Consider the following 25285-nt stretch of genomic DNA (forward strand, 5'->3'; position numbering starts at 1 on the left):
CACCGCCGCCGGCCCTTTGCCTTCGGCAGCATCGTCACCCGATGGGATGATCCCATCCGATCGGGACCGGCTCTATTCCAGCCGTAACGCGGCGCGTAGTTCGGCCGCGCCGGCCGGGTCCGACAACGCGGCGAGCCGCCCCGCCGCGAGGCACGCCAGGCGATGCAGCAGCGCACGCCGGCGCGCCGGGGCCAGGCGGTGTTCGGGCGCGTCGCGCAGCAGGGCGGCGTCGCGGTGTTCGGTGACCACCAGGCCGGCGTCAGGCGGCAGGAGGTCCTGCGGGAAATCGAGGTCGACCGCGAAGAACAGCCGGTCGCACCAGGCGCGGTAGTCCGCCCATTTCGCATCGCACAGGTAGTCGCGCGCGCAGGACTTCACTTCCAGGATGGCGAAGTCGCCGGACGGCAGCAGGGCAACGATGTCGGCGCGGCGGCCATCGGGCAGCGGCACCTGTTCGACCGGCGCCCAGCCGCGCAGGACGCAGAAGCGCATCGCGGCGCGAGTGACGGCAAGGGTGCGGGCGGGCGCGTCCATGGCACCATGTTCGTGCTTCGTTCGCGCACAGGTCAAGCGTGCGTGACGCCAGCCCGCGGGCTGGTGCCCCGGCCGGTCAGCGCGTCAGGCCGCTCGGCTTCGGGGTGGCGCCGACATTGCCGGCTGACCGCCCCGCATCGACCGGCAGCGTCACGCCGGTGATCCAGCGCGCCGCGGGGGAGGCGAGGAAGCAGGCGGCCTCCGCCACGTCCCAGGCGCTGCCCTCGACCTTGAGCATCCCGGCCGTCGCCCGTTGCTGGCGCAGCTCCTCGCTCATGCCGCGGGAGGCGACCATGGGCGTATAGACATAGCCGGGCGCCACCGCGTTCACGCGGATCAGGTCGCCGCCATGATGCGCGGCCATGGCGCGCGTCATCTGCACGATCGCACCCTTGGTGGTGGCATAGAGCAGGCCCGGGTGCCCGCCCTGCAACCCGGCGACGGACGCCAGGTTCACGATCGCGCCGCCGCCCTGCCGGCGCATCTCCGGCACGGCATATTTCGCCATCAGCATCACCGACTTCACGTTCACCTGCATGGCGTGGTCCCAGGCCTCGTCGTCGACCACGGTGGCATCGCCAGGCGGGCCGGAGATGCCGACGTTGTTCACCAGGATGTCAACACGGCCCCATTCGCGCACGGCATGCGCCACCGCCGCGGCGCAATCGGCGGGCCTGGCCACGTCGCACACCGCGGCGGCGCAGGTGCCACCTTCGGCCGCGATCATCGCCTCCGTGCCGCGCAGCCAGTCCTGCGTGACATCCAGCAGCAGCACCCGCGCGCCGCGGCGCGCCAGCAGCGCCGCGATGGCGCGACCATTGCCGATGGTGGTGGTGTTGGTGCCCGACTCGCGCGAGCCCGCACCGGTCACGATGGCGACGCGGCCATCGAAGCGCGTGTTGTCCTGCATGTGCCGTTTCCTCGGTTGTTGCACGGAGCCTGCACCGGGATTCGCGGATGCGGAAGCCGGGCGGTTGCGCGCGGCGCGGGACGGTGCCACCTCCTGCGGCATGTTCCGTCGCACCCTGATCGCCCTCATGCTCCTCGCCGCGCCGGCCGCGGCGCAGGATGCGCCCGTCGTCTCCGAACGCGCGACCTTCCGCGTCGTGAAGTTCGCGCAGGGGCTCGAGATTCCCTGGGGCGGGGCCTTCCTGCCGGACGGTTCGATGCTGGTGACGGAACGCCCCGGGCGGCTGCGGCGCATCGGCACGGATGGGCGCGTCTCTGCACCGCTGGGCGGCGTGCCGCAGGTCGAGGGCGGCGGGCAGGGCGGCTTGCTCGATGTCGCGATCGCACCCGATTTCGCCCGCACGCGGGAGATCTTCCTGTGCCAGTCGGCCGCGGTCGAGGGCGGGGCGCTGACGCGGCTGGTCAGCGCGCGCCTGTCGCCCGCCGGCGATGCGCTGACCGGCCTGCGCCGCGTGCTGGACGCGACGCCGGCGCAGGCGAGCGGGCGCAACCACTACGGCTGCCGCATCGCCTTCGGCCGCGACGGCCACCTGTACCTGTCCACCGGCGAACGCAACGAGCGAGCGCGCGCGCAGCGCCTCGATGACCTGGCGGGCAAGGTGATCCGCCTGACGCGTGACGGGCGCGTGCCGGCCGACAATCCCTTCGTGGGCCAGCAGGGCGTGCGGCCCGAGATCTGGTCCTATGGCCATCGCCATCCGCAGGGTCTCGCCTTCAACCCCTGGACCGGCAGCCTGTGGGAGGCCGAATTCGGCCCGCGCGGCGGGGACGAGATCAACGTCGTCCGCCGCGGTGCCAATTTCGGCTGGCCTGTGGTCAGCCACGGGCGCGAATACTGGGGCCCGCGCATATCGCGCGACGTGAGCGCGCCGAATATCGAGGACCCGATCCATGTCTTCGCGCCGCCGATCAGCCCGTCCGGCATCGCCTTCTACGACGGCGCGGCGTTTCCGGGCTGGCAGCGCTCCCTGTTCGTGGCGGCGCTGAACACGCCAGGGCTGGTGCGACTGACGACGGATGGCGACCGCGTGGTGGGCGAGGAACGCCTGCTGACCGGCCTGGCACGCATGCGCAGCGTGCTGGTGGGGCCGGATGGGCGTGTCTACTTGCTGGTCGATTCGCCCGATGGCGTGGTGCTGCGGTTGGACCCGGCGTAACGCTCAGCGCCCCTCGAAGGACGGCGCACGCTTGTCCAGCATTGCGTCTACTGCCTCGCGGTGGTCGCGCGTGCCGTGGGCCAGCGCCTGGTAGGCGGCGGACATTTCCAGCAGCGTGGACAGACGCATGTGCTGGCCCTCGCGCAGCAGGCGCTTGGTCAGGCGCACGGCCTGCGGCGGATTGACGGCGATGCGCGCGGCCATGTCGCGCGCGGCGGCGAGCAGCGCGTCGGGGGCGACGACCTTGGAGACGAGGCCGCAGGCGAGCGCCTCCGCCGGCGTGATCGCATCGCCGGTGAGCGACATCTCCAGCGCCTTGGACATGCCGACCACGCGCGGCAGCAGGTAGGCGCCGCCATCGCCGGGCACGATCCCGACCTTCACGAAGGATTCCGCGAAGCGCGCGGTCTCGCTCGCGATGCGGATGTCGCACATGCAGGCGAGGTCGAGCCCCGCGCCGATCGCCGGGCCGTTGATGGCGGCGATGGTGGGGATGTCCATCTCGTACAGCGCGAGCGGGATCATCTGGATGCCGCGGCGATAGGATTCGCGGATCTCCGCGCCGGTCTCGCCCTTCGTGATGCCGGTCTTGTCGCGCATGCCCTTGAGGTCGCCGCCGGCACAGAACGAGGACCCAGCGCCGGTGACGATCACGACGCGTACGCCTTCGTCGCGGTTCAGCGTGCGGCAGGCCTCGGCGACCTCGGCGCATTCCTCCGCACTGGAAATGGCGTTGCGCTTCTCCGGCCGGTTCAGCGTGAGGGTGACGATATGGCCGTCGCGCTCGATGCGCAGGAAGTCGGTCATGCGGCGGGTTCCTGGTCGCGGGAGGTGAGGAAGGTCCAGAGTGGGCCGGGCGTGGATTGCACGGTCGCGCCGCACGGCGCGCCCTGAACAAGCGCACCGATGCGCGCGGACCAGAAGCGCTCGGACCCGCCTTCGTCGCGCCACGACCACAGGCGGCGCGTGAGGTGGTGCAGCGCGTGTTCCTCGGTGATGCCCATGGCGGCGAGGACCTGGTGCGCGATCGCGGCCCCCTTCGCCGCCGCTTCGCCTGCCGTGACCTTGGCGCACCCGATCTCGAAGGCAGCGTCGGCCAGGCCGCGCGCATCGGCGGCGCGCGCGGCCGCGGCGGCGGCGACGGAGGCGGCGGAGGTCTCCGCCGCAAACACGGCCAGTTGCTGCTGCACTGCCTGGAAGCGCCCGATCGGGCGACCGAACTGCTTGCGCGTATTGGCGTGGTCCACCGCGAGGGCGAGCGCACCCTGAAGCGCGCCGGCGATCTGAGCGGAGCGCAGCAGCGCGGTCAGCGCGCGCGCCGCGTCATTCCCCCAGGCATTGGGCAGCGTGCCCTCGGCGATGGGCGCAGCCATCGTTGGCGTGTCACGCGCCTCGCGGGCGATGTTCATGGCTTCGCGCCAGCGCAGCGATGCCGCGGCGTGCAGCGCGACGCGCGCACCGTCCACCACGACCACATGTGCGGCGTGGCGGCCCCACGGGACGGGCACGCCGGCGGCGGCGAAGGTCAAGACGCCCGGTGGGACATCGATCCCAGCCGCAGCGAGCAGCGCGGCGGCGCCGATGCCCTCCGCCAGCGGTACGGGCGCGCCGGCGCGGCCAAGCGCTTCGAGAAGCGGTGCGATTTCGGCGAAGCCAAGCCCGGCGCCGCCGCGCGCGTCCGGCACCAGCGCAGCACCGAGGCCGAGCGCGTCCAGCGCATCCCACGCCGCCTGCGGGAAGGCACCGGATTCCGCGGCGCGCAGGGTGGCCACGTCCGACGCATCGCTGAGCGCACGGGCCAGCTGGTCGGCCAGTTCGTCGCCGATCATCAGCGCAGCCCCAGTTCGCGGGCAATGATGCCGCGCATGATCTCCCGCGTGCCGCCGCGCAGCGAGAAGGTGGGCGTGATCTGCGTGAGGTAGGCGTGCATGCGGCGCATCGGCTCGGGCATGTCGTCCACGTCGCGCAGCGCGCGCATCGCGCCGGGCAGCGCCTGTTCGAAGTCGTTGCCGAGGTCCTTCACCAGTGCCGCCTGGCGCACCGGGTCGGCGCCGTCCTGCAGCATGCCGGCGATGGCGGTGGACATGGCGCGCAGCGTCCAGAGCCGTGCGACTTCCCGCCCCAGCGCGGGGGCCGTCGCGGGGTCGTCGCGCAACGCGGCCATGCCGGCTTCGAGCAGCGGGTGCGAGGACATGTAGCGATCCGGGCCGCTGCGTTCGAAGGCGAGTTCCGACGTGGCCTGCGCCCAGCCCGCGCCCTCGGTGCCGACCAGAGCGTCGGGCGGCAGGCGGACGTCGTCGAAGGTGATTTCGTTGAAGCCTTCCTCACCGACCAGGTCGCGGATCGGGCGGATGGTCACGCCCGGCGCGCGCAGGTCCACCAGCACCTGCGACAGGCCCTGGTGGCGGGATCCGCCCTCGGGCGCGGGGGAGGTACGGACCAGCGCGATCATCCAGTCACAGAGGTGGCCGAAGGTGGTCCAGATCTTCCGGCCGTTGAGCAGCCAGCCGGTGTCGGTACGGTCAGCACGCGTGCGCAGGGATGCCAGGTCGGAACCGGAATCCGGTTCCGACAAGCCGATGCAGAAGGCGAGGTCGCCGCGCGCGATGCCCGGCAGGAATTTCGCACGTTGTGCATCCGTGCCCAGGCGCAGGATCAGCGGGCCGGATTGCCGGTCACCGATCCAATGCGCGCCCACGGGCGCGCCGGCGGCGAGCAATTCCTCGAGCACGATGTTGCGTTCGAGGAAGCTGCGTTCCGCGCCGCCATACTGCTTCGGCCAGCACATCCCGATCCAGCCGCGCGCACCGACCGCGCGGGTGAAGTCGCGGTCGAATCCCATCCAGGATCGCGCGCGCACCTCCGGGGTCCATCGGTGTTCGTGTTCGGCGATGAAGGCGCGCAGTTCGGCCCGCAGTGCCGCCGCGCCGTGCGGTGGATCCCGCAGGTCGAAACGAAGCCCCGTCATGCCGCGCCTCCCTCATGTTCGCGCACCGCGGCAGACATGTGGCGCCGCCTGTCCGCGTCAGTCCCCAAATGCCAAAAAAAGGAGGGAATCCGGGGGAGTTCCCTCCCCCGCGCGTCTCTGTCGCGCATCACACGATCCCCGCGGCGCGTGCGGTGCTGATCTCCGTCGCCGTCATGCCCGCGAATTCCGCCAGCACCGCATCGCTGTCCCCACCCGGCGCCGGGATTCCGTGCCGGTAGGTGGGCGGCGTCGTGCCGAGATGCAGCGGCGACCCCGGCACGCGCACCGTGCCGCCGGCGTGGTGCGGCAGTTCCACGACCAAGCCACGCGCCTGCAGGTGCGGGTCCGCCTCGACGTCGCGCGCCGTATTGATCGGCCCGCTGGTGATCTTGGCCACCTCCAGCCGCGCGAGCCATTCGGCGCGCGGGCGCGTGCGCAGCAGCGTGCGCATCCGGTCGAGCAGCGCCGCGCGGTGTTCGGAGCGGTCGCGCGCGCGCTTGAAGCGCGGGTCCTCGGCCCATTCCGGATGGCCAAGAGCCTCCGCCAGCCGCACGAATTCGCGGTCGTTCAGCACGCCAATGACGAATTTCGCGTCCGACCCGTCGAAGACGCCGTAGGGGACGGCGACGGTCGCCTCGTTACCGCTGCGCTGCAGCAGCTTACCGGCGTTGAGCCAGGACGACATCGGCGCCTGCATCAGCGATGCCATGGTCTCGAACAGATTCACGTCGATGTGCTGGCCGTCGCCCGTCGCGTCGCGGTGGCGCAGCGCGGCCAGGATCGCGACGGTGGCGGCGAAGCCGGTGAACATGTCGGCGACCGGCACGCCCACGCGCTGCGGCCCGCCGCCGGGCGCGCCGTCGGCCTCGCCGGTCACTTCCATCAGTCCCGCCATGGCCTGCGCGACGAAGTCGTAGCCCGACCGCCCGGCATAGGGACCGTCCTGCCCGAAGCCGGTGATGGAGCAATAGACCAGGCGCGGATTCACCGCGCGCAGGTCGTCGTAGGACAGGCCGTAGCGCGCCAGTGTGCCGGTGCGAAAATTCTCGATCAGCACGTCGGCGCGCGCGGCCATGCGCTTCAGGATCGCCGCACCCTCCGGCTGCGTGAAGTCGAGCGAGACGGACCGCTTGTTCCGGTTGAGCGCGACGAAATAGGTGCTGTCCTCGCTGCCCTGCACGAAGGGCGGGCCGAGCGCGCGCAGGTCGTCACCATCGCCGCGGCGTTCCACCTTGGCGATGTCGGCGCCGAGGTCCCCCAGCATCTGCGCACACAGCGGCCCCGCCACCACGCGCGTCAGGTCCACCACGCGCAGGCCATCCAGCGCCCCGGCCATGCATCCTCCGTTTCCTCGCGGGCGGCAGGGTGGCGCAGGATGGGCGGCGCGGAAAGCCCGTCGCGCGACGGTGGACGGCGCGCCCCCATCCGTGCTGCCGTCCGGGCATGAAGCGCATCCTGGTTGCCCTGCTGATCCTCCTGCCGCTGCCGGTCCTGGCGCAGGGCAGCGGGCCGTCCTTCGACTGCACACGCGCCCGCGCCTGGGATGAACGCCAGATCTGCGCGCAGGCCGACCTGGCGGAGCTCGACCGTCGCCTCGCCGCCGCCTGGCGAGCGGTGACGGAACGCGCGACGCCCGAGCAGCGCGCCCAGTTGCAGGCGCAGCAGCGCGCCTGGCTGGCGGAACGCCGCGCCTGCGAGGGCCCGCAGGCGCGCGAGGCGCAATCCTGCGTGCGCCGCGTGATGCGCGCGCGCGCACGGGACCTAGAGGCGGCGGCTGCCGGCGGTGGCGCCGGCAACAGCAGTTCCGCTGCGGCGGCCGACCCCGCCAAGCCGCCGCCCGCCACCGTACCGGCCGTGACGGCGCTGGCGGCCGTCAGCTGCCCGGCCACCAATGGCTGGGCGGCGCCCCGCATCTGTGCCACGCCCGGGATGCGCGACCTGGATGCCGCCGTGGTGCGCGACGCTGCTGCGGCCCGCATACGCTTCGCGAGCCAACCCACGGCGCTGACCGAGATCGAGGCGCTGCTGGCGCGCTACGTGGCGGACCGGGAGGCCTGCGCACAGGCGGCGGGTCGCGTGCCGCTCGATTGCCTGCAGGAGACGATGGAGGAGATGCGCGCGACGCTGCGCCAGCGTGCGGCGCGCGGGTAGGCCGCGGGCGCCCGTCCCGACCGCTTTGGTTCGCGGCAACGCCTCTGGCCTTCTGGTATCGCGGGCATCTTCACCCGACCAGGAGAGCCGGCGTCATCGGGGTCTGCTCTACCGATCCGGCTGCCCCGCCGCATAGGCACCGCCATCGGTCGGGCGCAGCGCCTCGAACAGGTCGGTCACCGCCGCGTAGTCGCGGTAGCCGCAGCGCGCCACCGGCTGTGCCGCCAGCGTGTCGAAGCGACCGTCGCGCAGATACGCCTCGTTGATGTGCACGCCGACCACCTGGCCGATGATGATCCAGCCCTGCAGCGCGGCACCGTCCACGTCCTGCAACTGCATCGACGTCACGACCTTGCATTCGAGCGCCGCCGGAGACGCCGCGACGCGCGGCGCGCGCACGATGCGGCAGGGTGCCTCCTCCAACCCCGCGGCGGCGAATTCGCTCTCGCCTTCAGGCTGCGCGCCGGACGACACGTTCATCGCGTCGAACAGCGCGCGCGGCACCAGGTTGAACACGAACTCCCCGGTCGCGATCGCATTGGCCGCGCTGTGCTTCATCGTCTCGGAGGTGAACATCACCATGGGCGGGCGCGAATGCACCGCGTTGAAGAAGGAATAGGGCGCGAGGTTCGCGCGGCCCTGCGTATCCACCGTCGAGATCCAGCCGATCGGCCGCGGTGCCACGATGGCCTTGAACGGGTCATGCGGCAGGCCGTGCCCGAGCCGCGGTTCGTAGAACATTCAGCCCCTCCGCGCCGCGAACGCCGCCCACAGACGCGGCCCAGCCAGCGCCAGCAATGCGAGGCCCAGGATGATGGCACTGCCCGGTCGCGTGATGAAGATCGACCAATCGCCCTGCCCGATGGTCAGCGCCTGGCGCAAAGCCTGTTCGGCCATCGGCCCCAGGATCATGCCGATCACCACGGGGGCTACAGGGAAGTCGAAGCGCCGCATGAACATCGCGACCACGCCCAGCGTGTACAGGATCACCAAATCCCACACGCTGTTGGAAATGCCGTAGGTGCCGATGGTCGCGAAGACCAGGATGCCGGCATAGAGCTGCGGCACCGGGATTTTCAGGATGCGCACCCACAGCCCAACCAGCGGCAGGTTCAGCACCACCAGCATCACGTTCGCGATGAACAGGGATGCGATGAGCGTCCAGACCAGCTCCGCCTGCTGGGTGAACAGCAGCGGCCCGGGATTGATGCCGTAGGACTGGAAGGCCGAGAGCATGATCGCCGCCGTGGCGCTGGTCGGCAGGCCCAGCGTGAGCATCGGCACCAGGATGCCAGCGGCCGCGGCGTTGTTCGCGGCTTCCGGCCCGGCGACGCCCTCAATGGCGCCGGTGGTGCCGAATTCCTTCTGGAATTCCGGCTTCGCCAGGCGGCGTTCGGCGTAATAGGACAGCATGGTGGGCATCTCGGTGCCGCCGGCCGGCAGCACGCCGAAGGGGAAGCCCAGCCCGGCGCCGCGCATCCAGGGCCAGAAGGACCGCTTCAGGTCCTGGCGAGACAGCATCACGCTGCCCACCGGCAGCACCTCGGCCTTTCCGGCGTGGTAGCGCCAGGCCATGTGCAGCGCCTCGCCGACCGCGAACAGCGCGACCGCGACCAGCACCACGTTCACGCCATCCAGCAGTTCCGGCACGCCGAAGGTCAGCCGCGGCTGTCCGGTCTGCAGGTCGATGCCCACCAGCCCCAGCATCAGCCCGAAGGCGAGCGACGTCAGCCCGCGCAGCGCCGAGCTGCCCAGCACCGCCGAGACGGTCACGAAGCACAGCACCATCAGCGCGAAGTATTCTGCCGGCCCCAGCACCAGCGCCCATTCCACGATGACCGGCCCGATGAAGGCGATGCCGAGCGTGCCCACCGTGCCCGCCACGAAGGACCCGATGGCGGCGGTGGCCAGCGCCGGCCCCGCGCGCCCGTTGCGCGCCATCTTCGCCCCTTCGAGCGCGGTGATGATCGACCCGCTCTCGCCCGGCGTGTTCAGCAGGATCGAAGTGGTCGAACCACCATACATCGCGCCATAGAACACCCCGCAGAACAGGATGAAGGCGCCGGTCGCACTCACCTGGAAGGTGATGGGCAGCAGCAGCGCAATGGTCAGCGCCGGCCCGATCCCCGGCAGCACGCCCACCGCGGTGCCGAGGAAACACCCCAGCAGCGCCCAGGCCAGGTTGGTGAGCGTGAGCGCATTGCCGAAGCCCAGCGCGAGGCCCGAAAGCGAATCCATCAGATGCCTTTCGGAGGAAGGTCGGGGGAGGGAACTCCTCCGAACCCCCTCCTTCTTTTGTCACTTGGAGACTGACGTCGGAGATCGGTTCCCAACAGCCAGAAAACGGAGGGGGATTCGGGGGAGGTGTCCTCCCCCGACCTTTCTTCCTTCAAAGCACCGCCTCCCCGCGCAGCACCGGCACGCAGCGCCCGGCGACGCGCGCGCGGATGCCCTCGGGCATGCGCCGCGCCGAGGCGCGCAGCAGGCTCGGCCGGCCCATCTCGACCCCCTGCACGATGTCCCACGCGCCTTCGGCCCCGCCATCGAGATGCAGCAGGAAGCCCGCGAGCGGCGTGGCGGCGCTGCCGGTCGCAGCGTCCTCCACCGTGCCGGTCAGGGGCGAGAACATCCGCGCGCGCAGCCCAGCCCCGTCGCGGCAATAGATGTAGAGCGAGAGGAAGCCGCCGGTTTCGGCCGGATGCGCCGCCACGGCGCGGCGGAAGGCGGCGAGGTCGGGGGTGGCGCGGGCCAGTGCTTCGGGCGAGACTTCGGTCAGCAGGCGGTGATTGCCGCCATCCGCCGCCAGAACCGGCGCGTGGCGTGCGGTGAGAATGTCGTCCTCCGCCAGTCCGGCGCAGGCGGCGGCGACCGCGGCGGGCAGCGGCGCGCCGATGCGCAGCGGCTGCGGTGCGGCGACCTCGGCACCCGTCACGCGGCCCTCGGCGTCGCGTTCCAGCACCACCTCGACCAAGCCGGCCGGTTCCTCGAAGCGATAGGCGGGCGGGGCGGCCTCGTCCTCGCGCCCGAGCACGAAGGCGGTGCCGACATTGGGGTGGCCGGCGAAGGGCATCTCCGCCACGCGGTTGAAGATGCGCACGCGCGCGCTGTTCTGCGGATGCGCGGGCGGCAGGACGAAGGTGGTCTCGCTGAGGTTGAATTCGTCGGCCAGCGCCTGCATCTCGGCATCGGTCAGCCCGCGCGCATCCGGGAACACCGCGAGCTGGTTGCCGCCGAAGCGCCGGTCGGTGAAGACATCCACCGTCACGAATCGGAATGCGCGCATGTTGTTATGCCCTCAGGCGCCGGGCGCCGGCATCCGCCGGCTTGGCTTGCGCGCCATGCACTGGCGTGCGGGCGGCGACGGCTGGTCTGGGCGCGGTCGCGCCGTGCGCTCCCGGATCGCTGCGCGATCCGAATGTTGGGGCGGCCGCAGGCGCCGGGCGGCGACATCCGCGGGCTTCGCTCCGTACCACGCACTCGCGCTTTGGCGGCAGCGGGCGGGTTTGGTCCGGTCGCGCCGTGCGCTTCCGGAGCGCTGCGCGATCCGACGCTGCTGCGCCAACGATTGCCACACGCGCTGGCGTCGTTCGCTCACGAGACTTCGCGCCCCAGCGCCTGCAGAATCGCGCCCTCCAGAAGCCCGGCGCCGATGTTCACACCCAGCGCCTCCACGAACAGGAAGAAGGCGCCAAGCGAGACCAGCAGCGCGATGACGGCATCGCGCAGCGGGCTGCGGCTGCCGAAGGCGCGCGCCGTGCACACGAACTGGATCGCCGCCGACAGCGCGAAGCCCAGCGGCACGATCAGCACCAGGTTCAGCAGCATCCCGCCACACAGCCACGCGAGCGAGACCAGGTTCGGCGGTCCGGCTTCCGCCACCTCCGGGATGTCGGCGCTCCAGCCGCCGCGCAGCGCCGCCGCCACCAGCAGCACCCCCAGCACCACCAGCGCGCCGGCGATCAGCGCCGGCACCAGCTTCGGCCCCACCACGGCATAGACCGGCGTGGTCGGGATTACCCAGGTCAGCCATCCCGCCAGCGCGCCAAGGCCAACGACACCAAGGCCGACCGCCAGGTCCGGCGCCGCGCCGGCCTTCATCGCAGCGGCCTCAGGCCAGGCCGAGGTCCTTGAGCACCCCCTCCATGTCGGCGCGGTCGCGCTCGAGGAACTGCTCGAACGGCACGCCGGTCAGGAAAGCATCCTCCCAGCCGCGATCGGCCAGGATGCGCCGCCAGGCTTCGGTTGCGTGGATCGCGATCATCAGGTCGACCAGCGCCTGGCGCTGCGTGGGGTTGATGCCCGGTGCGCCGAACACGCCGCGCCAGTTGATCGCGACCACGTCGATGCCGCTTTCCTTCAGCGTGGGCACCGCGGGATCGAGCCGTGTCTCGCCGGTGGTGGCCAGCGCGCGCACGCGCCCGGCCTTGATCTGTTCGGAGAATTCCGACCAGCCGGAGATGCCGGCCGTCACCTGCCCGCCCAGGATCGCGGCCTGCGCGGGGCCGCCGCCGGGGAAGGCCACGAAGGACGCCTCGCGCGCCTGGCGCCCCAGCTTCTGCAGCATCAGCCCCAGGATGATGTGGTCGGTCCCGCCGGCGGAACCGCCCGCCACCGATACCGCGCGCGGGTTCGCCTTCAGCGCGTCCGCCAGCTGGCCGATGTTCTGGATCGGGCTGTTGGCCGGCACGATGATGACGCCGGCCTCGGCGGTCATGCGCGCGATCGGCACCGTGTTCTGCAGCGTGACGGGCGTCTTGTTGGTCAGCGTGGCGCCGACCATGACGGACCCCGACACCATCAGCGCATCGGCCCGCCCGCGCCGCTGCGACAGGAAGCGCGGCAGGCCGACCGTGCCGCCGGCGCCACCCACGTTCTCGAACTGGAAGGTGCCGACCAGGCTGGCGGCTCGGGCCGCCTGCTCGATCGCGCGGCCCAGGCCGTCCCACCCGCCGCCCGGGCCGGCGGGGACGAACATGTAGATGCTGGCGAAGCGCTGCTGCGCGCGCGCCAGGCGTGGCGTGAGGCCCAGCGCGGCGGCGCCGGTGGCGGCAAGGATCGTGCGGCGATGTGTCATGGCGTTTCCGGTCGTTTCCTCGGGGCGGCGCGATACTGCGACGGTGCCACGGCCAGGGGAAGCAGGGGAAGCGCGGCAGCACCGTGGCGCCCCGGGGGGCGGGCTTTTCCACGACACGCCTGCCCGGCCTGCCCCGCGACGCGGCCACGCGGTTTGCGCGGCTGACACCCGCGCGCCGCTCGCGCGACCGACGACCCGCGCCGCTCGCGCGACCGATGACCCGCGCCGCTCGCGCGACCGATGACCCGCGCCGCTCGCGCGACCGATGACCCGCGCCGCTCGCGCGACCGATGACCCGCGCCGCTCGCGCGACCGACGACCCGCGCCGCTCGCGCGACGACGCCCGCGCACGGCTTGCGCGGCAACGCACCGTCACCGAAGCTTCGGCCGGGGACACGGGGAAGGACCGCCGGATGAACGGTAACGACGAGGCGCCGCGGCTCGGCCGCAGGTTGCTGGTGCTGCGCACTGCCGCGGTGGGGGCGGCGGCGGCACCGCTGGCCGGTTGCGTCGTGGCGCCGCCCGCACAGGTCTATGCGCCCGCGCGCACCGGCCTGACCGATGCCGACCCAGGTGACGGCCCAGGCCAGGGCCGCGGCGGCTATGCCGGCAGCCGCCGCACCGGCCTGACCGACGCGGACCCCTCCGATGGCCCCGGCCAGGGGCGCGGCGGCTATCGCGGCCCCGCACGTACCGGGTTGACCGACGCCGACCCCAATGACGGGCCCGGCCAGGGCCGCGGCGGATATCGCGCCCGTGGCGGCACTGGCGTGACCGATGCCGACCCCTCCGACGGCCCGGGCCAGGGGCGCGGTGGGCGCACCTATCGCCGCCAGGTCAGTGACAGCGACCCGCGCGACGCACCGGGGCGCGGCCGCGGCTGGTGAAGCGTTTCACTGCGCCAGGTGCGCGTTTCGCGGCACACCGTGAGCCAGGGCACTCACCATGCCTTCATGCGACTTGCCGAAACTGCCGCGGCAGTCCGATGATGACGGCGGTGGAAGGAGCAGGCCAGCGATGACCGACACGCAAGGCGCGCAGGCGCCGCAGGCGGACGCGGCGCCAGACCCCGCGGAACCGAGGCTCGGCCGACGCCTGCTGGTGCTGCGCGTGGCCGCTGCCAGTGCCGCCGTCACGACCCTCGCCCCAGCGGCCGAGGCGCTGGAACCAACCCCTGTGCAGTACCGCACCGGCATCACCGATGCCGACCCGGGCGACGGGCCCGGCTACGGCCGCGGCGGCGCACGGCGCGGCACCGGCATCACCGATGCCGACCCAAGCGATGGCCCCGGCTATGGGCGTGGCGGCGCGCGGCGCGGCACGGGCATCACCGATGCCGACCCGAACGACGGGCCCGGATTCGGCCGCGGCGGCTATCGCGGCCCCGCACGCACCGGAATCACCGATGCCGACCCGGGCGACGGCCCGGGCAATGGCCGCGGCGGCTACCGTCCGCGGGTCCAGCAGCGCGCCTATACCGGCATCAACGACGGCGACCCGGGCGACCCGTCGGGCTACGGCACCGGCTGGCGCCTGCGCCAGCAGGGTCGCGGCGTGACCGACAACGACCCGGGCGACGCCCCCGGCCGCGGCCGCGGCTGGCGCTGAGCGGCGCCGCACGGCGCCCGCACCGTGGCGGAGGATGACGGATCGCATCGTGGCCGGCTCGCGCGCCGGCTGATGGTGTTCCTGGCGTCCGCCGCGACGATCATGCCGCTGGCCGCCGCCGCACAGCCGCGCACCGGGACGTCCGACAGTGACCCGCGCGACCCGGCGGGGCGCGGCCGGCCCTATACCGGCCAATCGGACAGCGACCCCCGCGATGCCGCGGGCCGCGGACGCCCCCGCACCGGCCAATCCGACAGCGACCCGCGCGACGCCGCCGGCCGTGGCCGACCTTACACCGGCCAGTCCGACAGTGACCCGCGCGACGGCGCGGGGCGTGGCCGCCCGCGCACCGGATATTCCGACAGCGACCCCCGCGACGCCGCCGGACGCGGACGCCCGCGCACCGGCTTTTCCGACAGCGACCCGCGCGACGCCGCCGGGCGCGGACGAGGATCACGATGACCACCACCACCCTGGCCGAGGACGCCTGGTCCCTTGCCTTCGGCACCATGCCCTTCGAAGACGGTCTCGCGCTGCGCGAGGCGACCGCCTGGCGGCTGATGCCGGGCAACGATCCGGGTCGCTATGCAGGGCTGGTCTCGATCGCCGACCTCGACGACTTCCTGCGCACCGATGCGGCGCGCGCGCCCCGCGTGTCGATGGCCGACGGGTCGCGCAAGGGCAGCGCCCGCGTGCCGGACGAGGAATACCTCGAGGAAGGCTCCGACCGCGTCGACCTGCCGCGCCTGCTGGCCCGCCACGATGACGGGGCCTCCCTGGTCGTCTCGCAGTTCCACGAGATCCATCCCCCGCTGGCGCGCTTCTGCCGGGGGCTCGAGAAGGCCTTCCTGCATGGCGTGCAGGCCAACATCTACCTGACGCCGCCCGGCGCGCAGGGCTTCCGTGTGCATTTCGACACGCATGACGTGCTGGTGCTGCAGGTCTCCGGCCGCAAGGCGTGGCGGGTGTGGGACCACATCCCGTACCCGGCGCCCACGCGGCACACGCCCTGGGCCAACAATGCCGAGGTGCAGGGCGACCCCCATGCACTGGTGATGGCGCCCGGCGATGCGCTGTACCTGCCGCGCGGCGTCATGCACGAAGCCATGGTGCAGGACGGCGCCGACCCGTCGCTGCATGTCACCATCGGTTTCATGGAACCCGCGATCGGCGAATTGCTGCGCGCCCTGCTGGGCGACCTGGAAGCCGAGGATCCCGCGCTACGCACCGCCATCCCGACCTGGCGCCTGGCCGATGGCGGACTGGCGCTGGTGGAACAGCGGCTGGCGGCGGCGCTGGATGTGCTGCGCCGGCCGGGGCTGGCGGACCGCCTCGCGCTGATGGCGCTGGACCGCCTGTCGCGCGACCGCATGGCGCTGCCCGCGCGCGGGCTGTACGGCCGCGCGCCGGCGCCGCAGGACCGGCTGCGCCTGTCGGCCAGCATGCACCACACGCTGGTCCCGCTGCCCGAAGGCGGCGCCGCGCTGCGCTGGTATGGCGGTGTCGAGACACTCACCGGCGCCGAGTGCGACTGGCTGCAGGCGCTGGAGGACGGCGCGACGCCCGAGGCGCTGGGCGACGGCGCGCTGGCCTTCTGCCGGCGCCTGGCGCGCGTCGGGTTGCTCGAGGTCGAACCCGCCGGCGCGTGATGCCGAAGGCGGGCGCGCTTGGCTCGTGCCGAGCGCCCGAATGGCCCGCCGCCGGCTGTCGCACGTCACGGAAACCGGAGGCGTCCGCGGAGCGGCAAGAGCGGATACCACGGCCGAAGCAGGCGAACGTGGCATGAGACGCGGCGGCGCGCCGGGACAGGGCCCGGCGCGCCGCATCGGGTCAGGCGGCGGCTGCCAGCGCCGGGTAGTCGGTGTAGCCCTTCGCGTCACCGCCATAGAAGGTCGCGGTGTCCGGCGCGTTGAGCGCGGCGCCCGTGCGCAGCCGCTCCGGCAGGTCGGGATTCGCCAGGAAGGCCGACCCGAAGGAGACGAGATCGGCACGCCCGGCCGCGATATCCGCATCCGCACGCGCCCGGTCATATCCGCCGTTCAGCATCAGCGGCCCATCGAAACGGCGCCGCGCGATGCCCGCCGCGTCGTAGCCATAGGCCCCGCCCACCAGGTGGAAGTAGGCCAGGCCGCGGCCCCGCAGCGCGGTCGCGATGTGGGTCAGCGTCGCCTCGGGGTCGCTGTCCGCGATATCGTTGAAGCTACTGCCCGGGCTGACCCGCAGGCCGACACGCCCGGCGCCGATCGCTTCCGCCGCCGCCGCGACCGCGCCGAGCAGGAAGCGCGCGCGGTTCTCCACCGACCCGCCCCAGTCGTCGGTGCGCAGGTTCACGTTGGTCGACAGGAACTGGCTCGGCAGGTAGCCGTTGGCGCCATGGATCTCGACGCCGTCGAAGCCGGCCTCGATCGCAAGCGACGCGGCGCGGCCATAGCTTGCGATCACCGCCGGGATCTCGTGCGCCTCCAGCGCCCGCGGCACCGGATGCGGCTTCGGACCCTGCCTGGTGAAGATGTTGCCGGCCGCCGCGACGGCGGAGGGCGCCACCGGCGTGCCGCCATCCAGGAAGTCGGGATGCGAGATGCGCCCGGTGTGCATGAGCTGCACCACGATGCGCCCGCCCGTCGCATGCACCGCATCGGTCACGCGCCGCCAGCCGGCGACCTGCGCCGCGTCATACAGGCCCGGAATGTCGATGTAGCCGCGCCCGCCGGCGTCGGGCGTGGTGCCCTCGGTGATGATCAGGCCGGCGGAGGCGCGCTGCGCGTAGTACAGCGCGTTCAGTTCGGTCGGCACGCCGCCAGGGCTGCGGTTGCGCGTCATGGGCGCCATCGCGATGCGGTTGTGCAGCGCGATGTCACCGATGCGCACGGGGGTGAACAGGTTCGCTTCGCTCATGGTCATGGTCCTTGGTCGCGAAGGGGCGGGGCGTCTCGGCCCCGCCCGCGCTTCGCAGGGTTCAGGCGTTGACGGTGGCGGCCTGGCGGCCGATCAGGCGCTTCACGTCCAGCGCATGGGCGCCGGCGCCAAGCCCGGCCTGCACCAGCAGCGCCACCGTCCAGAAGGCGGGGAATTCCCAGCCGCCGCCCTGGGCCGAGAACATCCAGCCCGCGGGCAGATGCTGGATGGTGGCGCCGACCAGGATCGGCACCGACAGCAGGCTCACGGTCCGCACGCCCACGCCGGCGATCAGCGCGATGCCCGCGCCGATCTCGGCGAAGGTGACGATCGCGCCGAAGATCGGCGGGTAGCCCAGCGAACCGAAGAACCCCATCGTGCCCGCGAGCCCGAAGGTGCCCAGCTTCAGCAGCCCGCCATGGGCCAGGAACATCACGCCCATGCTCACGCGGAGCAGGAGGGCGGCATAGGGGGTCGTGGTCTTCGTATCGGTCATCGTCGTGGTCCTTGGTGTGGGAGGCCCCGTGGGGCTTCGATGGCGCGGACCATGCGCCCTGAGGGCAGCGCGCTTCCAACGGCGCTTCGGAACGTCCATCATCACCCCTACGAATGGCGGACCTCTCCACCCTCGATCTCAACCTGCTGCGGGTGTTCGACGCGGTGGCGCGCGAACGCCACGTCACGCGCGCCGCACAGCGGCTGAACCTGTCGCAGCCTGCCGTATCCAACGCGCTGGCACGGCTGCGTGCTGCGTTGAACGACGAATTATTCCTGCGCCGGCCGGGCGGCGTGGAGCCGACCGAACTCGCCCTGGCGCTCGCGGGGCCCGTCGCGGAGGTTCTCGACCGCCTGCGCGAGACGCTGGCCGTCCACGCCCCCTTCGACCCCGCCACATCCGACCGCGTCTTCACCGTGGCCTTCAGCGAATACGCGGAAGCGGTGCTGGCACCCCGGCTATTGGAACGCATGGGGCACGACGCGCCGCGCTGCCTGCTCGCGATCCGCCACGCCGACCGCACCAACTGGCAGGAACTTCTGGACCGTGGCGAGGCGGAACTCGCGATCGGCGTGCTGCCCGAACCGCCGGCGATCTACACACGCATCCGCCTGCTGCCGGAAGGCTTCCTGACGCTGATGCGCCCCGGCCATGCGCTGGCGTCCGGCGTGCTGACGGAAGACCGCCTCATCGCCTTCCCGCATCTTCTGCACTCGCCCAACGGATCGCGCGACGGCGCGCTGGACGTGGCCCTCGCCACACGCGGCAAGCAGCGCCGCATCGGCGCGGTGGTGGCACACCTGTCGGCCGTGCCGGACATCCTGGCCCGCACCGACATGGTGATGACACTCTCCGCCCGCCTGGCCTGCCGCCTGGCCGAAGCACACGGCCTGGTGCTGCGCGAATCCCCCGTCGAAATCCACCACACACGCCTCTCCCTGATCTTCCACCGCCGCTTCGAAAGCGACGCCGGCCACGCCTGGCTGCGCCGACTGATGCTGGCGGTGGCACGAGAGGTGCCGGCGGTGGAGGGCGTGGACGGGGGAGGCGCTGCCTCCCCCGAACCCCCTCCGCCAAAGGCCTAAGCGCCCTTGGAACCCTCGACTTGATCGGGGGAATTGGGGAGGGGCATCGTCGGTGCGTCCAGGCGCGACGTGCCCGCCATGCCCCTCCCCAATTCCCCCGATTTGACCGCGATCCAAGGGGCCGTTGCCCCTTGGTGGGTGGGGTTCGGGGAGGGCAAAGCCCTCCCCGCCCTGGACCTCCGCGCCCGGGCGCGCTCCCATGCCGCGCATGGATCAGACCTTCGACCATGTCATCGTCGGTGCCGGCAGTGCGGGTTGTGTGTTGGCGAACCGCCTGTCGGCCGATGGGCGTGCCAGTGTTGCCGTCATCGAGGCCGGGGGGCGGGATCGGCATCCCTACATCCACATCCCGGCGGGCTATGCGCGCATCCTCGATCATCCGCGCCTGACCTGGCGGTTTCGCACCGAGCCGGATGCAGCGACGGGGGGGCGGGCGCTCGATTATCCGCGTGGGCGGGTGTGGGGCGGGTCGTCGTCGATCAACGGCCTGGGGCATGTGCGCGGGCATCCGTCGGACTACGACCTGTGGGCGCAGAAGGGCTGCACGGGTTGGGGATGGGACGACCTGCTGCCGTATTTCATGAGGCACGAGAGCTTCGCCGGCGGCGGCGAGGGGCGCGGCACCAGTGGCCCGCAGCCGATCGAACACCTGGCCGAGACACCCGACCTGCTGCGCGAATTCGCCGCGGCGGCGGAGGCGATCGGCCTGCCGGTGAATGCCGACATGAACGGCCCACGGCGCGAGGGTTTCTCGACCTTCCAGCAGACCAGGCGCGGGCAGCGGCGCGTCTCGGCGGCGCGGGCGTACCTCGTGCCGGCGCTGTCGCGCCCGAACCTGCAGGTGGTCAGCGATGCGATGGCGCTGCGCGTGGTCGTGCAGGAAGGGCGCGCAGTGGGCGTGCTGGTGCGCCGCAACGGCGAGGAGACGCTGCTGCGCGCGCGCTTCGGCGTGGTGCTGTCCGCGGGTGCGATCGGATCGCCGCACCTGCTGCAGCTCTCGGGCATCGGGCCGGGGGATGAGCTGGCGGCGCACGGCATCGCGCCGGTGCTCGATGCGCCTGGCGTGGGGCGCAACCTGCAGGACCACTACATCGCGCGGCTGACGTTTCGCCTGACGGATCATCGCTGGTCGGCGAACCGCCGCATCGTCTGGCCGCGGCTGGCGATCGAGGTGCTGCGCTGGGCCACCACGGGCAAGGGCGTGCTGACCTGGTCGCCGGGGATGATGTCGCTGTTCGCGCGCACGCAGGACGGGCTGGAGGCGCCGGACGTGCAGATCAACGGCGGGCCGATCTCCTGGGCGGAGGGACGCATCGGCGTGCCCGAATCCGAACCCGGCTTCACGCTGGGCGTGTGGCAATGCCGCCCGCACAGCCGCGGCAGCGTCATGCTGAAATCCCCGCGGGCGGAGGACGCACCGGCGATCGCGCCGCGCTTCCTGACCGAACGCGCGGACGAGGATTGCGTGGTGCGCGGCATGCGCCTGGCACGCCGCTGGATGGCGGCGGAACCCCTGCGCGGGATCGTGGCGGGGGAGGTTCGCCCAGGTCCCGCGGCCGAGAGCGACGAGGCGCTGCTGGCGTTTGCGAAGGCCACCGGCGGGACGGTGTACCACCCCTCCTGCACGGTGCGGATGGGTGGCGATCCGGGCGTGCCGCTCGATGCGCGGCTGCGGCTGCGCGGGATCAATGGGCTGCGCGTGGTGGATGCCTCGGTGTTCCCGGACATCCCCGTGTGCAACATCAACGCGACGGTGCTGAGCGTGGCGGAGAAGGCGGCGGTGTTGATCGCAGAGGATATGCGGGGGTGAGGCGGCAGAGCAGGGCGCCCCGGCGCGCCGCCTTGCACTCGGTTGGTGACTGACGAAGGAGGCGGGGACCCGTGGCAGCGCTGATAAAGTTCTCGATTGACGGGCGCTGGGTGCCGCTCGTGGACGGGAGCCGAGACAATGGTCGGGAAAGGAGCGCCGTGCTGGCCGGACACGTCCCGCCCATCCGGCAATTCGACTTTGGCTTCATGGGCAAGCGGTTCGATCCAGCTGACGTCAGGATAGAGTTCTGGCTGAAGACGAATCACAGGACGCTGGCGGATGTGCTTCCGGTTGTCGGTTCCTGGGGTTGCTCGGCCGAGTTCCGGGACATCGTCGAGGCGTTTGAACCCGGCCTACACCAGTTCTTCCCGATCACCCTGCGCCGGCCGAGCGGCAAGCCGATCCTGCGTCTGGACGGGCGGGAGGTCGGACCGGGGCAGTACTTCATCATGAACCCCCTGCAGCAGATCGAGGCTCTGCTGCCCGAACACTGCGTCGCCCCCTGGGGCGAGCGGCGCAAGACCGTGCGGGGCGTGATGCCGGATGTCGACGACCTCTGTGTCTCGCGGGCGGCGATCGAAGGGCGGCACTTGTGGCTCAACAAGCCGTACATCGGCAGCGGCCTGATCTTCATCTCGGACGCTCTCGGCGCCGCGTTGCGCGAGAAGGGTCTCAAGGGGTTCGTCATGAAGCCGGTGCGCGAAGCGTAGTCCATCGACCTCAGCGACCAAGCCTCGACGAAGCGCCAGGGGTCAGGGGCGGAGTCGTTCCCGTGCCCGCCCCTTCGCGCCCTCACTCCTCGAACCGGAGCCCCTTCGCCCGGATCAGCGCGCTCCACTTCTCCGCTTCCGTCCGCATATGCGCCTGCGCCGTCGCCACATCCGAACCGCCCGCGCCGATGAAGCCGACCTCCGCCACGCGGGCACGCACATCCGGCTGCGACAGCGCATGCCGCGCCGCCGCGTTCAGGCGGTTCACCACGGCATCGGGCGTCGCCGCCGGCACCCACCACATCACCCAGGAATTCGCCTCGAAGCCCGGCGCGATGGTCTCGGCCATGGTCGGCACATCGGGCAGGGCGGGCACGCGCTGCGCGGTGTTCACCGCCAGCGCCTGCAGCGCGCCATCACGCACCTGGCCCATCGTGGCGGGCATGTCGGCGAACATGAACTGCACCACCCCCGCACGGATATCGGTCAGCCCCGCCGCGGTGCCGCGATAGTTCACCAGGGTGAAATCCGCCCCCGACATCGACTGGTACAGCACGGCGGCGAGCTGGTGCGGCGTACCCGGCCCGCCCGTCGCCGCGGAAAACCTCGAGCCGTTCGCGCGCATCGCCGCATCCCAGGCGCGCACATCGGCGAACAGCCCAGGTCGCGCCACCAGAATGAACGGCGTGGTGGCCAGCAGGCTCACCGGCTTGAAGTCGGACAGCGCATAGCCCGGGTCACGCATCATGAACGGCGCAATAACCGAGGAGATCGGCGCGAGCAGCACCGTCAGCCCGTCCGGCGCCGCCCGCGCGACCGACCGCGTGCCCACCGCCGCCCCCGCACCAGGCCGGTTCTCGACCACCATGGGCTGGCCCAGCACTGCCTGCATGTGCGGCGCCATGACGCGCGCGAGGATGTCGGGCGACCCACCCGGCGCGAAGGGGTTGATCAGCCGCACGGTCTCGCGCGGGGACCAGTCCTGCGCACGCGCCAGGTGCGGCACGGCAGGCACGGCAGCAATTGCCGCAAGCGCGGCACGACGGGTGGCACGGATCATCGGATACATCCCAGACAGGCGTGAGGCGTGGCAGGCGTTGTTGGCCGGTGGGCCGGCGCTGCGCAGGTTGGCATGAGATGGGGCGGACGCAAGACGGGAGGGCTCTGCCCTCCCGGACCCACCCGCCAAGGGCCTAAGGGCCCCTGGACCCCTCGACTTGATTGGGGGATTGGGGAGGGGCATCGTCGGGACCACTGGCGCCACGGGCGCGCGGTGCCTCTCCCCAATTCAAACCCGCGATCCAAGGGGCCGTTGCCCCTTGGTGGGGTGGTCTGGAGGGGCAAAGCCCCTCCAGTTCCCGCCCGCCCCATGCTATGCCTCCTGCCGATGCCCCGTGCCGCCGCGCGGGTTCGGCGTGCCCCCCTCGCCGAGCCTGTCCGACCTGCACCCCCCGTTCGCGCGCGGCGCCGCCTGGTGCCGCGCCTGTTGCGTTGGTCGGTGGTGCTGGCCGTCTGGGGCCTGGTGGCGGGTTTCGTCGCGCTGGTCTTCTTTGCCTGGGACTTGCCGCGTCCGGAGGATGCGCTGTCTGCCACGCGCCGCCCTTCGGTCACGCTGGTGGCCGCCGACGGTGCGCTGCTCGCCACCAGTGGCGACCTGTATGGGGAGACGGTACGCCTGCGCGACCTGCCGGCGCATGTTCCGGCCGCCTTCGTCGCCATCGAGGACCGGCGCTTTCGCGAGCACATGGGGCTCGACCTCGTCGGCGTGGCGCGCGCGCTGGTCGTGAACCTCACCGCCGGACGCGTGGTCCAGGGTGGGTCGACGCTCACGCAGCAACTCGCAAAAAACCTGTTCCTGACGCCCGAGCGCAGCATCCGCCGCAAGGTGCAGGAGGCGCTGCTGGCGCTGTGGCTGGAATGGCGCTTCAGCAAGGATGAATTGCTGACCATCTACCTCAATCGCGTCTACCTGGGTGCGGGCACCTTCGGCGTGGATGCGGCGGCGCGGCAGTTCTTCGGCGTGCCGGCGCGGCGCCTCACGCCCGGCCAGGCGGCGGTTCTGGCGGGGCTGCCCAAGGCGCCGTCCCGGTTCAATCCGCGCGTGAACCCCTCGGCGGCAATCGGGCGCGCGACGGAGGTGCTGGATGCCATGGTGGAGACCGGCGCGCTGACCGCGGCCCAGGCGATGGTCGAGGCTGAGCGCCTGCACTTTCCGCCCAGCCCGTCGCGCGATGCCGGCTGGTTCGCCGACTGGGTGCGCGAGGGCCTGGGCGACCGCGCCCCGCCCACCGCGGACCTGCTGCTGCGCACCACGCTCGATACGCGCCTGCAGGCAGCGGCGGAGGCGCGGATCGATGCGCTGCTGGCCGGCCCCGGGCGCGCAGCGGGGGTCAGCCAGGGCGCGGTCTTGGCGATCGACGCCGCGACCGGGGCGGTGCGCGCCATGGCCGGCGGGCGGGACTACCGCACCAGCCCCTTCAACCGCGCCACGCAGGCGCGCAGGCAGCCCGGTTCCGCCTTCAAGCCCTTCGTGTACCTGGCTGCGCTGGAGGCCGGGGTACGGCCAGAGGACATGGTCGCGGACGGGCCGCTCACGCTGGGCGGCTGGTCGCCGGGCAACGGCAATTGGCGGATGCGCGGGGAGATCTCGGTCGAGGACGCGCTCGCCTTCTCGGTGAATACCGCGGCGGTGCGCGTGATGCAGCGCGCCGGCGGGCCGCGCGCCGTGACGGCCGCGGCGCAGCGGGTCGGCCTGCCCGGGCCGCTGCCGCGCGATGCCTCGATCGCGCTGGGCACGGCCGAGGTTACGTTGATCGACCTGGTTGTGGCCTATGCGCCCTTCGCCAATGGCGGGCATCGCGTGGCGGCGCATGGCGTGATGGAAGCGCGCGCCGAAGGCCGCCCGATCGCCTGGCTGCCGCCCGCGCGCAGCCCGGTGATCGCCCCCGAGACGGCGGAGGCAATGCGGCGCATGATGGCCGCCACGGTCGCCCGCGGGACGGGGCGCGCGGCCGCGGTGCCGGGGCTTGCCGTAGCGGGCAAGACTGGCACGACGCAGGATAATCGCGATGCCTGGTTCATCGGCATCGCGGGGGGGATGGTGATGGGCGTTTGGCTCGGCAATGACGATGCGTCGCCGATGGACGGCGTGGCCGGGGGCGGGCTTCCGGCGAGGCTGTTCCGCGACATCCTGGAAGCCGCCCGGAGGCCGGGGTGACCGCTGGGGGGCGCGCCGCGCCGCATCGCACGGTGCCATCGTGACCGCGGAGCGCATGGCCGCCGAGCTCACCGCCTTTGCCCGCCCGGTGCGCCACGAGGCGAACAACCTGCTGGCCGCGCTGGGTGGCACCATCGAGATCCTGCTGCGGGGCGCGGCGAATGAGCGCGACCTTGCGCGGGTGCAGCGCATGCAGGAGGCGACGCGGCGGATCGAGGCGCTGTTGAAATCCTACCTCTCGCTTGCGGCCCCGCCCGATGGCGGGCCGGAGGGCACCGACGCGCCGCAGGTGCTGAAGCTGCTGGAACCGCTGCTGGTGCTGCTGCTGGGTCCCGGCCGCAGCGTCGAGGTGATTGCACCGCCGCGCCTGCGCCGCCTCGCGATGCCGGCGCCGGAGTTGCAGGCGTTGGTGTTCCGCCTGGCGCGCGAGGCCGCCGCTGCTGCGCCGCCGCAGGGCGGGCTGCGGCTGACGATGGATGCCGCACCCGGCGGTGTCAGCCTGCGGGCCGCGCCGACGCCGGCCGGCACCGCGCCGCCGGCGGTTTTCCTGCCCGCGGCGCCGTAGGGCCTCGGCGCTGGGCGTGTTCGGCAGGCCCGAGGGTCCGAACCCA

Annotated in this window: 25 protein-coding genes; 11 read left to right on the forward strand and 14 right to left on the reverse strand. The window is 72.3% G+C overall.

Annotated features, from left to right (window positions below):
• Positions 1–72: 72 nt before the first annotated feature.
• The gene (locus MWM08_RS24970; protein WP_244457169.1) at positions 73–534 is read right to left on the reverse strand and encodes an MmcB family DNA repair protein; all 462 of its coding nucleotides are present in this window, start codon (positions 532–534) and stop codon (positions 73–75) included.
• Between the two features lie 76 nt (positions 535–610).
• A complete protein-coding gene (locus MWM08_RS24975) occupies positions 611–1444 on the reverse strand; it encodes an SDR family NAD(P)-dependent oxidoreductase (protein WP_244457170.1) in 834 nt (277 codons plus the stop codon).
• Between the two features lie 100 nt (positions 1445–1544).
• Here MWM08_RS24975 and MWM08_RS24980 point away from each other — a divergent pair, with 100 nt between their 5' ends.
• Complete coding sequence (locus MWM08_RS24980; protein WP_244457171.1) at positions 1545–2660, forward strand: PQQ-dependent sugar dehydrogenase; 1116 nt, start codon at positions 1545–1547, stop codon at positions 2658–2660.
• Between the two features lie 3 nt (positions 2661–2663).
• On the opposite strand, the gene MWM08_RS24985 is transcribed toward MWM08_RS24980, so the two are convergent.
• From MWM08_RS24985 to MWM08_RS25000, 4 genes are all read right to left on the reverse strand, one after another.
• Positions 2664–3467 carry a crotonase/enoyl-CoA hydratase family protein gene (locus MWM08_RS24985; protein ID WP_244457172.1) on the reverse strand — a complete coding sequence of 268 codons (804 nt, stop codon included), beginning with the start codon at positions 3465–3467 and terminating at the stop codon, positions 2664–2666.
• Entirely contained in the window at positions 3464–4489 is a 1026-nt protein-coding gene (locus MWM08_RS24990; RefSeq protein ID WP_244457173.1) for an acyl-CoA dehydrogenase family protein, read from the reverse strand. Before MWM08_RS24990 ends, MWM08_RS24985 begins: the two co-directional genes overlap by 4 nt.
• Positions 4489–5628 carry an acyl-CoA dehydrogenase family protein gene (locus tag MWM08_RS24995; protein ID WP_244457174.1) on the reverse strand — a complete coding sequence of 380 codons (1140 nt, stop codon included), beginning with the start codon at positions 5626–5628 and terminating at the stop codon, positions 4489–4491. Before MWM08_RS24995 ends, MWM08_RS24990 begins: the two co-directional genes overlap by 1 nt.
• Positions 5629–5755: 127 nt before the next feature.
• Entirely contained in the window at positions 5756–6964 is a 1209-nt protein-coding gene (locus tag MWM08_RS25000; protein ID WP_244457175.1) for a CaiB/BaiF CoA transferase family protein, read from the reverse strand.
• Positions 6965–7071: 107 nt separating this feature from the next.
• On the opposite strand from MWM08_RS25000, the gene MWM08_RS25005 reads away from it, so the two are divergent.
• Positions 7072–7779, forward strand: coding sequence for a lysozyme inhibitor LprI family protein (locus tag MWM08_RS25005; RefSeq protein ID WP_244457176.1), 708 nt, complete (start codon positions 7072–7074; stop codon positions 7777–7779).
• Positions 7780–7887: 108 nt separating this feature from the next.
• Here the strand turns inward: MWM08_RS25005 and MWM08_RS25010 are convergent, their stop codons facing one another.
• The 5 genes from MWM08_RS25010 to MWM08_RS25030 form a co-directional block, all read right to left on the reverse strand.
• Positions 7888–8520: a flavin reductase family protein gene (locus MWM08_RS25010; protein ID WP_244457177.1), complete on the reverse strand. Its 633-nt coding sequence runs from the start codon at positions 8518–8520 to the stop codon at positions 7888–7890.
• Positions 8521–10017: a tripartite tricarboxylate transporter permease gene (locus tag MWM08_RS25015; RefSeq protein WP_244457178.1), complete on the reverse strand. Its 1497-nt coding sequence runs from the start codon at positions 10015–10017 to the stop codon at positions 8521–8523.
• 151 nt (positions 10018–10168) lie between these two features.
• Positions 10169–11062 carry a PhzF family phenazine biosynthesis protein gene (locus MWM08_RS25020; RefSeq protein ID WP_244457179.1) on the reverse strand — a complete coding sequence of 298 codons (894 nt, stop codon included), beginning with the start codon at positions 11060–11062 and terminating at the stop codon, positions 10169–10171.
• Between the two features lie 308 nt (positions 11063–11370).
• Positions 11371–11877 (reverse strand): tripartite tricarboxylate transporter TctB family protein, encoded by a 507-nt coding sequence (locus MWM08_RS25025; protein WP_244457180.1) that lies wholly within the window; start codon positions 11875–11877, stop codon positions 11371–11373.
• A 10-nt stretch (positions 11878–11887) separates the two neighbouring features.
• Positions 11888–12853 carry a Bug family tripartite tricarboxylate transporter substrate binding protein gene (locus MWM08_RS25030; RefSeq protein WP_244457181.1) on the reverse strand — a complete coding sequence of 322 codons (966 nt, stop codon included), beginning with the start codon at positions 12851–12853 and terminating at the stop codon, positions 11888–11890.
• Between the two features lie 290 nt (positions 12854–13143).
• Here MWM08_RS25030 and MWM08_RS25035 point away from each other — a divergent pair, with 290 nt between their 5' ends.
• The 4 genes from MWM08_RS25035 to MWM08_RS25050 all read left to right on the forward strand — a co-directional run bounded on the left by MWM08_RS25035 (position 13144) and on the right by MWM08_RS25050 (position 16110).
• The gene (locus MWM08_RS25035; protein ID WP_244457182.1) at positions 13144–13740 is read left to right on the forward strand and encodes a hypothetical protein; all 597 of its coding nucleotides are present in this window, start codon (positions 13144–13146) and stop codon (positions 13738–13740) included.
• A 130-nt stretch (positions 13741–13870) separates the two neighbouring features.
• Entirely contained in the window at positions 13871–14461 is a 591-nt protein-coding gene (locus MWM08_RS25040) for a hypothetical protein (RefSeq protein WP_244457183.1), read from the forward strand.
• A 24-nt stretch (positions 14462–14485) separates the two neighbouring features.
• Positions 14486–14923 (forward strand): hypothetical protein, encoded by a 438-nt coding sequence (locus tag MWM08_RS25045; protein ID WP_244457184.1) that lies wholly within the window; start codon positions 14486–14488, stop codon positions 14921–14923.
• Positions 14920–16110, forward strand: a complete 1191-nt coding sequence (locus MWM08_RS25050; protein ID WP_244457185.1) for a cupin domain-containing protein — start codon at positions 14920–14922, stop codon at positions 16108–16110. Before MWM08_RS25045 ends, MWM08_RS25050 begins: the two co-directional genes overlap by 4 nt.
• A 181-nt stretch (positions 16111–16291) precedes the next feature.
• On the opposite strand, the gene MWM08_RS25055 is transcribed toward MWM08_RS25050, so the two are convergent.
• Both MWM08_RS25055 and MWM08_RS25060 read right to left on the reverse strand, forming a co-directional pair.
• Entirely contained in the window at positions 16292–17356 is a 1065-nt protein-coding gene (locus MWM08_RS25055; protein ID WP_244457186.1) for an alkene reductase, read from the reverse strand.
• A 61-nt stretch (positions 17357–17417) separates the two neighbouring features.
• Positions 17418–17852 (reverse strand): DoxX family protein, encoded by a 435-nt coding sequence (locus MWM08_RS25060; protein ID WP_244457187.1) that lies wholly within the window; start codon positions 17850–17852, stop codon positions 17418–17420.
• Between the two features lie 113 nt (positions 17853–17965).
• Here MWM08_RS25060 and MWM08_RS25065 point away from each other — a divergent pair, with 113 nt between their 5' ends.
• The 3 genes from MWM08_RS25065 (at position 17966) to MWM08_RS25075 (ending at position 21457) form a co-directional block, all read left to right on the forward strand.
• Positions 17966–18937: a LysR family transcriptional regulator gene (locus tag MWM08_RS25065; protein WP_244457188.1), complete on the forward strand. Its 972-nt coding sequence runs from the start codon at positions 17966–17968 to the stop codon at positions 18935–18937.
• Positions 18938–19145: 208 nt separating this feature from the next.
• Positions 19146–20747, forward strand: a complete 1602-nt coding sequence (locus MWM08_RS25070) for a GMC family oxidoreductase (protein ID WP_244457189.1) — start codon at positions 19146–19148, stop codon at positions 20745–20747.
• Positions 20748–20818: 71 nt separating this feature from the next.
• Complete coding sequence (locus MWM08_RS25075) at positions 20819–21457, forward strand: imm11 family protein (RefSeq protein WP_244457190.1); 639 nt, start codon at positions 20819–20821, stop codon at positions 21455–21457.
• An 82-nt stretch (positions 21458–21539) separates the two neighbouring features.
• On the opposite strand, the gene MWM08_RS25080 is transcribed toward MWM08_RS25075, so the two are convergent.
• Positions 21540–22517 (reverse strand): Bug family tripartite tricarboxylate transporter substrate binding protein, encoded by a 978-nt coding sequence (locus MWM08_RS25080; protein ID WP_244457191.1) that lies wholly within the window; start codon positions 22515–22517, stop codon positions 21540–21542.
• Between the two features lie 414 nt (positions 22518–22931).
• On the opposite strand from MWM08_RS25080, the gene MWM08_RS25085 reads away from it, so the two are divergent.
• Together MWM08_RS25085 and MWM08_RS25090 are read left to right on the forward strand one after the other, a co-directional pair.
• Positions 22932–24674 carry a transglycosylase domain-containing protein gene (locus MWM08_RS25085; protein ID WP_244457192.1) on the forward strand — a complete coding sequence of 581 codons (1743 nt, stop codon included), beginning with the start codon at positions 22932–22934 and terminating at the stop codon, positions 24672–24674.
• A 55-nt stretch (positions 24675–24729) separates the two neighbouring features.
• Complete coding sequence (locus tag MWM08_RS25090; RefSeq protein WP_244457193.1) at positions 24730–25239, forward strand: hypothetical protein; 510 nt, start codon at positions 24730–24732, stop codon at positions 25237–25239.
• Positions 25240–25285: the final 46 nt, after the last annotated feature.

Origin of the sequence: Roseomonas fluvialis (assembly GCF_022846615.1) — a bacterium.
Classification (GTDB): domain Bacteria; phylum Pseudomonadota; class Alphaproteobacteria; order Acetobacterales; family Acetobacteraceae; genus Neoroseomonas; species Neoroseomonas fluvialis.

What these genes read in the sequence shown, in the direction of transcription:
- MWM08_RS25065 (WP_244457188.1), top strand. Translation starts at nt 17,966, where the DNA reads ATGGCGGACCTCTCCACCCTCGATCTCAACCTGCTGCGGGTGTTCGAC.
- MWM08_RS25040 (WP_244457183.1), top strand. Translation starts at nt 13,871, where the DNA reads ATGACCGACACGCAAGGCGCGCAGGCGCCGCAGGCGGACGCGGCGCCA.
- MWM08_RS24985 (WP_244457172.1), bottom strand. Translation starts at nt 3,467, where the DNA reads ATGACCGACTTCCTGCGCATCGAGCGCGACGGCCATATCGTCACCCTC.
- MWM08_RS25035 (WP_244457182.1), top strand. Translation starts at nt 13,144, where the DNA reads ATGACCCGCGCCGCTCGCGCGACCGACGACCCGCGCCGCTCGCGCGAC.
- MWM08_RS25070 (WP_244457189.1), top strand. Translation starts at nt 19,146, where the DNA reads ATGGATCAGACCTTCGACCATGTCATCGTCGGTGCCGGCAGTGCGGGT.
- MWM08_RS24970 (WP_244457169.1), bottom strand. Translation starts at nt 534, where the DNA reads ATGGACGCGCCCGCCCGCACCCTTGCCGTCACTCGCGCCGCGATGCGC.
- MWM08_RS24995 (WP_244457174.1), bottom strand. Translation starts at nt 5,628, where the DNA reads ATGACGGGGCTTCGTTTCGACCTGCGGGATCCACCGCACGGCGCGGCG.
- MWM08_RS24980 (WP_244457171.1), top strand. Translation starts at nt 1,545, where the DNA reads ATGTTCCGTCGCACCCTGATCGCCCTCATGCTCCTCGCCGCGCCGGCC.
- MWM08_RS25080 (WP_244457191.1), bottom strand. Translation starts at nt 22,517, where the DNA reads ATGATCCGTGCCACCCGTCGTGCCGCGCTTGCGGCAATTGCTGCCGTG.
- MWM08_RS25015 (WP_244457178.1), bottom strand. Translation starts at nt 10,017, where the DNA reads ATGGATTCGCTTTCGGGCCTCGCGCTGGGCTTCGGCAATGCGCTCACG.
- MWM08_RS25005 (WP_244457176.1), top strand. Translation starts at nt 7,072, where the DNA reads ATGAAGCGCATCCTGGTTGCCCTGCTGATCCTCCTGCCGCTGCCGGTC.
- MWM08_RS25090 (WP_244457193.1), top strand. Translation starts at nt 24,730, where the DNA reads ATGGCCGCCGAGCTCACCGCCTTTGCCCGCCCGGTGCGCCACGAGGCG.
- MWM08_RS25000 (WP_244457175.1), bottom strand. Translation starts at nt 6,964, where the DNA reads ATGGCCGGGGCGCTGGATGGCCTGCGCGTGGTGGACCTGACGCGCGTG.
- MWM08_RS25060 (WP_244457187.1), bottom strand. Translation starts at nt 17,852, where the DNA reads ATGACCGATACGAAGACCACGACCCCCTATGCCGCCCTCCTGCTCCGC.
- MWM08_RS25020 (WP_244457179.1), bottom strand. Translation starts at nt 11,062, where the DNA reads ATGCGCGCATTCCGATTCGTGACGGTGGATGTCTTCACCGACCGGCGC.
- MWM08_RS25010 (WP_244457177.1), bottom strand. Translation starts at nt 8,520, where the DNA reads ATGTTCTACGAACCGCGGCTCGGGCACGGCCTGCCGCATGACCCGTTC.
- MWM08_RS25025 (WP_244457180.1), bottom strand. Translation starts at nt 11,877, where the DNA reads ATGAAGGCCGGCGCGGCGCCGGACCTGGCGGTCGGCCTTGGTGTCGTT.
- MWM08_RS24990 (WP_244457173.1), bottom strand. Translation starts at nt 4,489, where the DNA reads ATGATCGGCGACGAACTGGCCGACCAGCTGGCCCGTGCGCTCAGCGAT.
- MWM08_RS25050 (WP_244457185.1), top strand. Translation starts at nt 14,920, where the DNA reads ATGACCACCACCACCCTGGCCGAGGACGCCTGGTCCCTTGCCTTCGGC.
- MWM08_RS24975 (WP_244457170.1), bottom strand. Translation starts at nt 1,444, where the DNA reads ATGCAGGACAACACGCGCTTCGATGGCCGCGTCGCCATCGTGACCGGT.
- MWM08_RS25030 (WP_244457181.1), bottom strand. Translation starts at nt 12,853, where the DNA reads ATGACACATCGCCGCACGATCCTTGCCGCCACCGGCGCCGCCGCGCTG.
- MWM08_RS25055 (WP_244457186.1), bottom strand. Translation starts at nt 17,356, where the DNA reads ATGAGCGAAGCGAACCTGTTCACCCCCGTGCGCATCGGTGACATCGCG.